Annotated in this window: 9 protein-coding genes; 5 read left to right on the top strand and 4 right to left on the bottom strand. The window is 45.1% G+C overall.

What is annotated here, in order from left to right:
- The first annotated feature begins 325 nt into the window (after window positions 1-325).
- The gene (locus tag ABFQ95_05015) at window positions 326-1,486 is read left to right on the top strand and encodes a hypothetical protein (GenBank protein ID MEN8236884.1); all 1,161 of its coding nucleotides are present in this window, start codon (window positions 326-328) and stop codon (window positions 1,484-1,486) included.
- 85 nt (window positions 1,487-1,571) lie between these two features.
- On the opposite strand, the gene ABFQ95_05010 is transcribed toward ABFQ95_05015, so the two are convergent.
- Window positions 1,572-2,918, bottom strand: coding sequence for a peptidoglycan DD-metalloendopeptidase family protein (locus ABFQ95_05010; protein ID MEN8236883.1), 1,347 nt, complete (start codon window positions 2,916-2,918; stop codon window positions 1,572-1,574).
- Window positions 2,919-3,195: 277 nt separating this feature from the next.
- Here ABFQ95_05010 and ABFQ95_05005 point away from each other — a divergent pair, with 277 nt between their 5' ends.
- Window positions 3,196-3,888, top strand: coding sequence for a histidine phosphotransferase family protein (locus tag ABFQ95_05005; GenBank protein MEN8236882.1), 693 nt, complete (start codon window positions 3,196-3,198; stop codon window positions 3,886-3,888).
- Here ABFQ95_05005 and ABFQ95_05000 read toward each other — a convergent pair.
- The 3 genes from ABFQ95_05000 to ABFQ95_04990 all read right to left on the bottom strand — a co-directional run bounded on the left by ABFQ95_05000 (window position 3,885) and on the right by ABFQ95_04990 (window position 6,725).
- Window positions 3,885-4,709, bottom strand: a complete 825-nt coding sequence (locus ABFQ95_05000; GenBank protein ID MEN8236881.1) for a TIGR00282 family metallophosphoesterase — start codon at window positions 4,707-4,709, stop codon at window positions 3,885-3,887. The two genes, ABFQ95_05005 and ABFQ95_05000, sit on opposite strands and share 4 nt — an antisense overlap.
- Before the next feature lies 1 nt (window position 4,710).
- Window positions 4,711-5,292 (bottom strand): 5-formyltetrahydrofolate cyclo-ligase, encoded by a 582-nt coding sequence (locus ABFQ95_04995; protein MEN8236880.1) that lies wholly within the window; start codon window positions 5,290-5,292, stop codon window positions 4,711-4,713.
- Window positions 5,293-5,543: 251 nt separating this feature from the next.
- Complete coding sequence (locus tag ABFQ95_04990; protein ID MEN8236879.1) at window positions 5,544-6,725, bottom strand: ATP-binding protein; 1,182 nt, start codon at window positions 6,723-6,725, stop codon at window positions 5,544-5,546.
- 401 nt (window positions 6,726-7,126) lie between these two features.
- On the opposite strand from ABFQ95_04990, the gene ABFQ95_04985 reads away from it, so the two are divergent.
- The 3 genes from ABFQ95_04985 to dnaE all read left to right on the top strand — a co-directional run bounded on the left by ABFQ95_04985 (window position 7,127) and on the right by dnaE (window position 11,684).
- Window positions 7,127-7,489 (top strand): STAS/SEC14 domain-containing protein, encoded by a 363-nt coding sequence (locus ABFQ95_04985; GenBank protein MEN8236878.1) that lies wholly within the window; start codon window positions 7,127-7,129, stop codon window positions 7,487-7,489.
- Between the two features lie 131 nt (window positions 7,490-7,620).
- Window positions 7,621-7,944 carry a hypothetical protein gene (locus ABFQ95_04980; GenBank protein MEN8236877.1) on the top strand — a complete coding sequence of 108 codons (324 nt, stop codon included), beginning with the start codon at window positions 7,621-7,623 and terminating at the stop codon, window positions 7,942-7,944.
- Window positions 7,945-8,186: 242 nt separating this feature from the next.
- Window positions 8,187-11,684: a DNA polymerase III subunit alpha gene (dnaE, locus tag ABFQ95_04975; GenBank protein MEN8236876.1), complete on the top strand. Its 3,498-nt coding sequence runs from the start codon at window positions 8,187-8,189 to the stop codon at window positions 11,682-11,684.
- The last annotated feature ends 489 nt before the right edge of the window (window positions 11,685-12,173 follow it).

The raw sequence follows: 12,173 nt of genomic DNA, 5'->3' as shown, positions 1-12,173 counted from the left end.
TTTTCTACCACTCGGTAAAACCACCACCCCAAACCCTTTGATCTCAGAATCCCAGAATTTAAGAGTTTTTTTGGTGTGAGGGATTAAACTTTCTACATAGCGTTTTGTAATTTTTGGCATTTAGTTTCCACGGCACTTTTTCATATTCTCTTTCATACCATATCTTGGAAAAATTGTCAGCAAATTATCAGCAAATGATGGAGAATTTCGCATAGTTTGCGATAGTTTCGAATAGTTTCTGATAGTGAAAGATAGCTCGAAAAGCCTTTGTAGAAAAGGATTTCCCTGCTAGTTACCAATACATCGTCTGTTTGTAAGAAATATAGTGTCGCAGATTAAAAATCTGTCGCTTGGTGCTTGGGATTGTGGGATTGAGCTGATAGGAGGGATCAAATTAACAGGGAATTTTATCAACAACAGTCAGTTAACTTTTCAAGCTGGTAAATACACTGTTGGTGGGACTTATTCTGCTATTAAAGGCGCGAGCACGACTATTTTGGCAGGTGTGCACATGAGTTACAGTGATATCAATAATCTTGGTGAGATAATATCTGGTAGCGAAACATCACCGGTTAATCTAACCGTTATCCACAGGTCAGATGTCACACGCTTGGGGCATGTAGTAGTGCATGGAGATCTAACTTTTAACGTTGGCGTTGGAGTAAATGTAGAAATTTTAAAAGCTTATGCTGTATGCACTAATGTTTTTGTGAATAGGGATATTAATCTTCTAGATCTATCTTTTGACTTGGATTTGGATTTGGATTTGGGTGCAGTGGCCACATATGTTGGGCCAGATGCTGAAGAGCGTAAGCTAGATGTAATGCCTGCAACGGATTTCGCCTGTGGTTTGTTTGCTCTTGTTTCAGACCTCTATGGTACAGATGACTCTCCCAGAGGCGTGGTGTGCGACGAGCTTCTTAAGAACTCTGGAAATGAGTTCGTGCGGCGCCTAGCAGCACCAGACATCGTCAATGGAATCATGCGAGCTGAAATGGCATTTGCAGGTTTTGATCAAGCATTAGCCCGTTATTACAGGGTGTCGGAGCGTAGCAACAGGTTCTCAGCCAGATTACAAAATGCAGTTGGTGCTGGGTCTTTATCTCCGCAAGAGCTTTTAGCCTCTGGTTTGCTAAATGATGAACAGAGGAAAACCCTTGAAGACCTACTTAAGCAAATCGAAGCTGCCAAAGCTATATTGCTTGATATTGCATCTCGTGAAGCAGTTTTTCTATCCTACATTGAACACTATGTTAGTCAGCCCTATCATATGCTGACTTTTTTGAGATCATTTGGTGCGGGAGATTCCACCAGCATTATGGATTCGATTGCTTACGTTTATGAACTACAGTTTGCGCTTTATCACGCCAATGGTAACCGGCTTGAGCTCTTGCATCAATTTCCTGAAAATTTTGATCCAAATTTGCCCGTAATTGAGATTCTACACAATGGGGTTAACCACTACGACCGTTTAGTCCCTGCTTAATTGGTTTTGGTTTTACTTGCATAATCACCTTCATCTTCACCCCCCCGCGGATCTGTGGGGGTGATGCGCTCGCCCAGATTATGTTCTATCGAACCACGACCTTTTTCTCCGCGCCTACATCACTCTTCATCGCCAGCTGCACCTGAGCGTCTTGCATCGTCTCTTTCAAACTATTGCACTGCCGGTCAAGGTCAAGCTTGGCCAATTGAAAACGCTCTAGCTCTATACCTTGCAACTTTGTCGTCGGGATCAGCTTGAGCTTTACCGGGTTAATTTGCTTTTTATAACGCAGGACTTCGTAGTGTAAGTGGGGACCCGTTGCCCGCCCTGTGGCTCCTATATAACCAATGATTTGCCCTTGGCGCACACGTTGCCCGCGGCGTATTCCCTTTGCATAGCGGCTCAAATGTGCATAAGCAGTGGAGTATTCACCATTGTGGCGGATCCGGATATAGTTGCCATAACTGCCCCAGCGGCTCGCTCTTTCAACGATCCCCGAACCAGCTGCCACTATAGGAGTACCTCTGGGGGCTGCAAAATCTATCCCTTTGTGCATTTTGCCATAACCCAGAACAGGGTGGCGCTTGCGAAAGCCAAAGCTTCCTGAAATGCGTGCTCCATCAACAGGAGTCCTCAGCAGGCCTTTCCGGACACTTTCGCCTTTAGGATTGTAGAATCTGTATGCTCCTGAATTCGATTTAAAGCGGTAAATAGGCATGGTTTTACCGCCTACGACTAAGTAGGCAAACAGAATTTCTCCGGGTCGCTTTTGTCCGGTGTGAGGATCTTGGTACGTGGTGTAGAACAAGCCATAGCTATCGCCAAGGTGCAGGCTTCTCTGGAAATCTACATCGTAGCTGTAGGCCATAATCATATGATGCACCATGGAGGCAGGCACCCCTTGAGAAATTAGAGCTTGGTAAAGGCTGCCATCAATTGCCCCTTCAGCTAGGTGCAGGGTCCGCGTCAGCTCAATCACACGATTTTCAGTTTTGTAGCCACCATTGTCATCTGGTGTGATCATAATTTCTTGGTCAAGTCTGGGGCGAATTGCCAGGGTTAAAAAGTGGCCGTCTTTTGTGTGGCGCGTCAATTCAATGACATGCTTGGGGTGCAGGCTTCTGGGATTATAATGTTTTTTCACGCCTGTCATCATGTGGTGGATTTGTGATCCAGAAAATCCCTCACGTTTGAGCAGTTTGGCAAAAGTATCACCTCGACCCACGGTCAATTGCACAGTTTGTGTGATGGGCTCTGGTATATCAGGTGATGTGGCATCAGGTTCGGCCTCCAGATCAACTTCTTGAATGCCCTCTTCTCGTAGATCTGGTTGCCCGCTTGGATGTCTACAATATTCATGCAGTGAAATGGTCAAAGCCACAGTGAGACAAGCGCTGGTGAGGATAAGACGTTTAAGGAATGTATTTTGCATAGATTTAGGGTCCTGTTGGAAACTCAATCACTTATTTACTGAAGCTGAATCAAACTGTCGATTTTCTGGTGCACTCTAAAGTGCTCATTTACCTCGAGTAAACTGCGCGCTTTTCGTTGCCATAAAATTCAACATCTTGATTCAGCACTGGTATAAAAAGAGTTGTACAAAAATCTTAGTGCAAGAACAACCCATACGGCATAAAAAAGGTTTAATTTTTGTTAAATTCAGTGCAAAATGCATGCTAACAGATTTTACAATAGCGAAAGGAAGATTTGTGACGCAAGCGAGCATAACCGATCTTGAAATGGCGCAGATGATGTGCTCAAAGCTCTGCCATGACTTAATTACACCGGTTGGAGCGATCGGCAATGGTTTGGAGCTCCTGGCTGAACCCAGCGCGGGTTCGATGAATGAGATGATGGATCTGGTCGCACAGAGCGCGCAAACTTCAGCGCAAAGGCTTTCCTTGTTTCGTTTTGCCTTTGGTGTGGGAGCAACCTTTCATGTCCATACCCTCTCGGATCTAGAGCCGTTGATGAACCGCTGTATTGATCGTAAGAGGTTTTCAATGCACTGGCAGGTGGACCCAAATTCTTTAGCTGGCGATCCACTAGCGAAAGTTTGGGGTAAAGTGATTGTCAATATTATGATGATGGGGATGGAGGCGTTGCCTTATGGTGGGCAAATAGTGATTGAGTGCGCTGGACCCCAGGGACCTGAAACCAAGATACAAATTATGATGCGGGCGCAACGGGTGTGTTGGAAAGACGAATACAGCCAAATTTTGGCAAATGGATTGGGTGAGACCCTTAAACTTAACCCTCGAAATGTTCAACCCTTCTTTACCTGGCGCCTTGCAAACTCGATAGATGTGTCTATGAATGTAGATAATGCGAGTTCGGAAGACCTGCAGCTTAGTTTGGTTGGTAAGACAGCTGAAACTCAGTTGATGTTTGCTGGCCGTTAGACCTCAGGCATGGTCTGCTTAAGGATTCCTCCTACACGGATAGGTTCAATTTGCATCGCTAAACCCGTGCGATCGTTAATTTCTATAAACACCCCAGCAAGTGTTGCCTCACCCATTGCCGGCTTCATGCGTGGTAGACCAGGTTTCCCTAAGAACCGGCCAATAGGAACTTCGGGTTTCATGCCAATAACGGAGTTATAGTCGCCGCACATTCCCGCATCCGATTGATAAGCAGTGCCTTTGCTAAAAATCTGTGCATCTGCTGTTGGGATATGAGTGTGTGTTCCCACCACAAATGAGACCTGCCCATCTACCATGTGGGCGAGCGCCATTTTTTCACTATTAGTCTCACCGTGGATGTCAATCATAATGCCAGCAATGCTTGGTCGGGAAAGGCTATATTTTTTCAAGATTCCTTCCACGGCAAAAAACGGACAATCTACAGCATCCTTCATAAACAAACGGCACATGGCATGAATAACCACAAACACACGTCCATCTTTTAAGGTAAATTCACACACTCCCCGTCCAGGTAGACTTTGGTTTGAGTAATTGATCGGGCGCAGACAATTGGGGTCTGTCGGCAGGTAGGGCAAGATTTGTTTTTGGTCCCAGATGTGGTTGCCGGTGGTGATGATATCGACGCCAGCCTCATAAAATTCTTTACAGATCGTTGGAGTTATCCCAAAACCACCAGCGGCATTTTCACCATTGACGATGACCAGGTCTGCTTTTAGCTTTTCTCGCAAGCTCGGTAACTTCTCAACAATAACCTCACGACCAGAGCGTCCAACGACGTCGCCGCAAAAAATTAGTCTCACTCTACGTGTTCCTTTGAATGATTCGTTTCTCTGTTATGATGATATCTACAGTCTGATCAAATTCTTGATGGGGTAGACTATCGATCATCTGCACATCATACCCCAATCCCAGAGCTAAAACTTGTTTTTTCTGCCGCAATATTTCCAGGGTGCGATCGTAGTGCCCGCGACCATAGCCCAAACGATGCCCTGCAAAATCAAAGGCAATGGCGGGCGTTAACACGATATCGGGCGAGGGCAGGGGGCTGTAAGTTGCCGGAACTGATATCTTTAAGGAACCTGGCTTGAGCTTTGAAGTTGGGGTCCAGATGTGAAACTCCAGTACATTTTTATCCATGTTGACGACAGGCAAGCCAAGTTTATGCTTTTGAGATAGCGCGTTTAGCAAAGTCCTGCAGTTGATTTCATCCCACAGCGGCCAGAACCCTGTAATGACCGAAGGAGGTTTGTCTTTAAGCAGGGTGAGAGTGTTTCGGCGTAGCTTTTCTCCAGCCTCTTGGCGTTGTTGTTCGGACAATGAATGCACGTAGTCGCGCCTTTTTTGCAGGAGAGCTATGCGCAGTTGAGATTTTTGTTGGCTCATGGTTTGCTATACTGAAACTGAATCAAACTGTTGGTTTTCTTATTATAACCTGAGTTTTGGATAAGAGATAACTGCACTTTCTGCCCGCAGGTCGTCATCCTGAATACTGAATCAAGTTCAGCACAGGCAGCTGATTTTCCGAACGTGCGACTGCAAGTCGCGCGACAGGCTTTGCCTCGCTAAACTAAACTCAGCCACACTCAAAAAAAATTGTATCCTCTCCAAATACCTGGTAACTTCCCCTTTCAGTTTTATAATGGCTGAGTAGAAATCAGCTTTTCCATTATTTTTGGCAAGGAAATTACACGCACATCACCTCCTACGGGGAACTCATCATCGCCACCATAGACAACGTATTTATGTGTTGCACCAACGTCTTTAGATATTTGGCCGTAATGTTTGCCTAACTTTGGCGCTACACCATGTTTGATTTCTACAGCCCAGGTTTCTGCGTTAGGCATTTTGATGACCAGATCAATTTCAGCTCCGGCAGATGTTCGATAAAAATAAGTTTCAGCAAGTCGCGGCAATACCGAATGAATGTTTTCAACGACAAATCCCTCCCAACTTTTGCCAAGGATGGGATTGGATAACAACGAATCGTAGTTTCCAATACCCAGCAAGCGGTGTAGGATACCGCTATCACGCACATAGTAGCGTGGTGATTTTACTAAACGTTTTTTGACGTTCGCATACCATGGTTCAATGCGTCGAATCAAAAGAAGATCAATTAGGATGTCGATGTAATGATTAATGGTTTTACGATCAACTTCCAGATTGCTTGCCAACTTTGAGTAATTTACGGTTTCTCCCTGCAAATGAGCAAGCATTGTCCAAAGGCGCCGCAGCCTTGTAGCAGGTACATTAAATCCCATCTGGGGGATATCCCGTTCCAAATAAGTACGAATAAGGTTTTCAAGTCGACGCATGGCAATGTCATCACTTTTTGCCAAATAGCTGTTTGGAAAACCGCCGCGTAGCCAAAGTGGTTGAGTATTTTTTTTATCTGTTTCCAAAATATTTAGACCGCTCATATCCACATAGCTAATGCGCCCTGCAAGGCTCTCTGAGGATTGGCGCAATAGGTCCATAGATGCGGAGCCAAGCAGCAAAAATTGTTCACCTTCCCTACCTGCAGCACGGTTTTTGTCGATCACACCCCGTAAAACCATGAACAAACCAGGTGTACGCTGAATTTCGTCAAGGATGATCAGCTTATCACTATTTTCCCTTAAAAATTTGGTGGGGTCAGCCAGCTTTGCCAAATCCTCCGGTGATTCAAGATCAAGATAAATGGATGGCTTTTGCTCTGCTATCAGCTGTGCAAGCGTTGTTTTGCCTACCTGACGTGCGCCAAGTAGTGCTACAGCAGGGGTAAGCTCCATTTCTTCTTTGAGGGTTTCTGTTATCAATCGTCTCAACATACCTTGCATTATGCGGCATAAACTCCCGAATTGCAAGGTATGATGGGCACCGTCAGGGCTACCTCATGAACAACTCATTCTTTGCAATGATCTGACTCGGATAAGATAAAAGCAATTCATCCAATAGCAATTTGTCCGTTTGATAATCCTGTTTGATTTCCATGCGTTCCTGCGTATTGATCAACTATTTTGTCAATTTATAACGCCCTTGCTATATGAACAATAATAGGAATGTCGTCGATCCGCTTAAAACATTTGTCTAAAATGCTATAAATCACTTTATTATTGACAGGAAGAAATAGCTAGGATAATTTCAGCGGGGAGGGGTAATTAAAGAAACTACCAAAAAAAATCCGAAAACCTTGGGTATATTAGACTATAATAATGATTTACAGGAAAGGACAAACCATATGGCAACACAATACAAAGAAGATCCAGAACATAAACTAGTCGAGCTTGTCGTCGATGGCAAGGTCACAAAAGAAGATTTTGACCATATTGCCACTCAGATGGAGGCATTCATTGCCAGCCATGGCAAAATCAAAGTTCTCGAAGACATTCGCAAATTTTCAGGTTTTGAGCTACCGGTGTTGTGGGATGGGATTAAATTTGACATCCAACATCTCAAAGACATTAGCCATTGTGCAGTTGTCTCTGATATGGGATGGGTGGGTCCGTTTAGCAAAGCCTTTGGCGTTTTTATCTCCTGCAAAATCAGAACTTTTCCGCACGATAAAATTGAAGAAGCCCGTCAGTGGTTGCTGGAAAAATAGTTGTTCGATATCATAGATTTAACTCTACAGTATTTTAATAAAATTCTATCTATAATTAAGTATAGGTAAGTTGACTTGAGTGTTAACAAAACCATAGAATAATAATGAATATATAAAAATGGAGGTAAATCATGAAAATAAAATATCTTATTATTACAGGGATGCTGGCATCCCTACCCTTAAGCGCTGGGCTTCAGGCAAACTGTAAAGGTTTAAATGCTCAAGAAGCTGATTTCAGGAAGCTTTTAGAGGCACACAAGATGGGTGCAGCTAACAGCAAGCTTATTGCTGTTGATAAACCAAAATACGCCAAAGCTTTATGGTTTATGAACTACGAGATACCCTTGATTAAATATACCTTGCAAAAAGGGGACGATGAAGTGTGTTCCATGATGCAGGTAAAATTCAATGAAAATGTACAGAACTTGAAAGAGTCTTCCTACTTTTTGCCATAAAGCAAAGAGATGGCGGAGGTTTCCCTTTCTGTCCTCCGCCCGTTTTCTTTTCTGCACGAGAATATACAGGACAAAACTGACTTTCGGTATGATTGCCGAGACGGATCAAATCGGTTCTGTTCATCACTTCTTATCCAAAATTTAGGGTAGATGCCTTCAATAATTAGTTGCATTTCACCCCATTTACAAATGCCACAAAAACCCGCATAACAAGAAGCAAGTGCAGTAAGGGAACTAAATCTATGTCGTCAAAATCGTTACCATTTATCCACCTAAAGGTGCATTCAAGCTATTCGCTGGCCGAAGGGGCAATTAAGATTCCGGCATTGATTGAAAGATGCAGCACGCAGGACGTGCCAGCTGTGGCTTTAACGGATACGAATAACCTGTTTGGGGCGATGGAGTTTTCTCTAGCAGCGGTCAAGGCAGGTGTGCAGCCCATTTTAGGAGCTCAACTGAGTCTTGGGTTGGCACGAGACGATCCCCGTTTTCAAAGGCATAGCACTGCTCTCCAAGATACGTTTGATGAAATGACGCTGCTGGTGCAAAGTGAGGCAGGATACAAGAACTTGTCAGCACTTTTGACCTTGATGTGGGATAAGGTCAAAAACGGGCAGAGCCCTCATCTCTTTTTGACAGATATTGTAGACCGTGCTGAAGGTCTAATTGCACTGACCGGCGGTACAAAAGGAGTGATCGGCCAGTTGTTGCTACAAAATAACGTATCTGCGGCTCAGTTGCACCTCGAGAAACTCAAATCAATTTTTGCCGATCGACTCTATATTGAAATCACTCGGCATGGCTTGGCAGAAGAAGCACAAATTGAACAATCTTTGCTAGACTTAGCAGACACAAAATCCGTGGCGCTGGTTGCAACCAATGAAGCATTTTTCTTGGATGAAGACATGCATGAGGCGCACGATGCCTTGCTGTGTATTTCTGCTGGTACTTACGTTAGTGAAGACAATCGTCGTCGGGTTACTCGTGAGCACCGGTTGAAGTCGTCCCAAGAAATGGAAACCCTGTTTCAGGATTTGCCGGAAGCTATCGAAAATACAGCTCTCATTGCCCAGCGTTGTGGATATATGCAACAGGTGGTGGATCCTGAGCTGCCTCCCTATCCAACTGAAAAGGGAGAATCTGCTGAACTACGGGAGCAAGCCAAGAAAGGACTTGAAAAACGCCTTGCAACCCAAGAGATGATACAGGAGATGACACAAGAAATCCCCAGCCAATATTTCGAACGGCTTGAGCATGAGCTCAGCGTGATCGAGAAGATGGGGTATGCTGGCTATTTCTTAATTGTTGCTGATTTTATTCAGTGGGCCAAGCGGCAAGAGATTCCAGTAGGCCCCGGGCGTGGATCCGGGGCGGGATCTATTGCGTCTTGGGCTTTAACCATCACCGATATTGATCCTATCAAGTTTAACCTACTGTTCGAGCGATTTTTAAACCCAGAACGGGTATCTATGCCTGACTTTGATATCGACTTTTGTCAAGACCGTCGTGATGAAGTGATAGAGTACGTAGCGCAAAAGTACGGCCAAGACCGGGTAGCACAAATTATCACCTTTGGAAAACTACAAGCCCGCGCTGTGATTCGGGATGTAGGCCGGGTGCTACAGATGCCATACGGCCAAGTGGATCGCATTTGTAAGCTGATTCCCAACAATCCTGCGAGCCCAACAACACTGGCAGAAGCCATCGAGTCTGAGCCTGAGCTCAAACAAATGGTTGAACAAGAAGCTGAGGTGAAGCGTTTGGTGGAGATGGGAAAACAACTGGAAGGATTGTACCGGCACGCTTCAACCCATGCAGCTGGAGTGGTCATTGGCGGTCAGCCCTTGCAGGAACTTGTGCCGCTTTACTATGATTCCCGCAGTCCCATGGCAGCAACGCAATTCAATATGAAAGATGTTGAAAAGGCGGGACTGGTCAAATTTGACTTTTTAGGATTGCGGACTCTAACTGCTATGATGCGAACGATCGCCTTGGTGAAGAGGGCCGGGGGGACACTTGAGTTGGACAAAATCCCCTTGGATGATGGCAAAACCTTTGAGTTGCTGAACCGCTGTGAAACCGTTGGTGTGTTTCAGTTGGAAAGTGGAGGTATGATTGATGTGTTGCGTCAACTCAAACCAACTCGTTTTGAAGAGCTGATTGCTTTGGTAGCGCTTTATCGGCCAGGACCTATGGATGATATTCCCCGCTATCTTGCCTGTAAACACGGCAAAGAAGCCGTGACTTATATGCATCCCAAAATACAATTCTTGTTGGAAGAGACCTTTGGGGTGATGGTCTACCAAGAACAAGTGATGCAGATTGCTCAGGTGCTGGCAGGCTACACCCTTGGAGGCGCTGATTTGTTGCGCCGAGCCATGGGTAAAAAGATCAAGAGCGAAATGGATGCCCAGCGGGAGCGTTTTGTCGATGGAGCGCAAAAGAATGGCGTTGAGCGCGCACTGGCTTCGCAAATTTTTGACTCGATTGCCAAGTTTGCAGGCTACGGGTTCAACAAATCTCACTCGGCCCCTTATGCCTTGATTGCTTACCAGACCGCTTATTTGAAGGCAAATTACCCTATTGAATACATGGCAGCTCTTATGTCGCTTGAGCTCAGTAACATCGATAAACTAGTGGTGTTGCGCCAGGAAGTTGAGCGCATGGGGATCCCACTGTTGCCTCCAGACATCAATGCCTCTCACGCAAACTTTATGGTAGAACCTGTATCGGAAGGCCGGGCGGGAATCCGCTACGCATTGGCGGCGATCAAAAACGTGGGTGAGGCGGCGATAGCAGGGATTGTTGCCGAACGTGAGGCGGGTGGCCCCTTTAAAGACATCTGGGATTTTTGCGGACGTGTGGACAGCAGTTTCCTCAATCGCAGGCATCTAGAACATTTGATCTATGCCGGTGCTTTTGATTCGATCCACGCCAATCGAAAGCAGTTGTTTGAGTCCATTGACCTGATGATTTGCCAAGCGCAAACAGCAACTCAAGAGCGCAACAGCTCTCAGGCAACATTGTTTGAGATGTTATCTGACAAAGACATGCCACAAGTTAAGCTTGCTGCCGTGAGTGAGTGGGGTCCCTTGGAGAAACTGCAAAAAGAATTTGATGTGATTGGGTTTTATCTCTCCGCGCATCCGATTGAGACTTATCCGGGGCTTGAGGAATTTAAGATTACCAAAGCGAAAAATGTTGATGGGTTGGGGGGGCAATCCATAGGGCAAGGCAAAGCTAGGGACAAATCTAAAGACAAGGATAATCCAGCATTTAATCTGGCTGGTATTGTAGTCAGTAAGCGCGAGCGTACCAGTAATAGTGGACAACGGTATGCTTTTGTAAGCCTTTCTGACGACACTGGTCATGTTGAGATCGTATTTTTCTCTGATCAGCTCTCTCAATACCGTGATGTTTTACAGCCTGGTCAGGCAGTGTATATCCAAGCTAGCGCACGTAGGGATGAAGATCGTTTAAGATTGTCGGGTATTAGCGCCCAAAACTTGGATGAAAAACTAGCTAGTCAATCGGGGAGCTTGCAATTACAAGTGGAAACTCCTGATGTCATTGAGTTGGTCTCAACTACCCTTAAGGATGTAGCAAAGGGGCCTTGTGAAATTTCTTTGCATGTCGCTTGCGGAGATAGAAAAGCAGTTGTTAAGTTGAAGGATCGATACCGGCTCTCGCCACAAGTTTTAATGCGGTTGAATCAGTGGAAGAGAAAAGAGGCGGCTTAGAGCAAGGGAAGGATACTCTATCTTACCATTTGGAAAATCTTTGCAATCTATTGAGCGTCATCCGGTTACCCACTCAAAACGCAAAATAGCCATTTGGTTTTAACCCTGAGGGATTAAAAAATCCTTTGATTTCAGTATCTTTGTATAAAAATTGAGGATTATTAGATTATTTTGATTTTTCGCTATTGATTTTCACACACATTTAGCGTTACCCTGATTAGACGTGACGGAAAGGCTGCATAACCTAACCGCCACTACCACTGCCGGATCTAAGACGATCCAGCCAATGGTAATGACAATGTAGTGCTTTTACTCCGCTTTGCCAACACATGTTTGTGCTGGCAGCTGCGGATTTGTGGCTGAAGGTCGACCTTTGCGTAGATCTTTTGAGGCATGCTGCCTGTCGTAACTGTTTACTGGCTTAAGGTTTGTGGGAACCCCGGGGGGCTGCCTAGTAAAAGTTATTACAATGGTTTAATAGTGCCCCCC

The organism is Pseudomonadota bacterium, assembly GCA_039714795.1.
In the GTDB taxonomy this organism is placed as follows: domain Bacteria; phylum Pseudomonadota; class Alphaproteobacteria; order JAGOMX01; family JAGOMX01; genus JBDLIP01.
The sequence above is the reverse complement of the archived record's forward strand: the minus strand, read 5'-3'. Positions and strand labels throughout refer to the sequence as shown.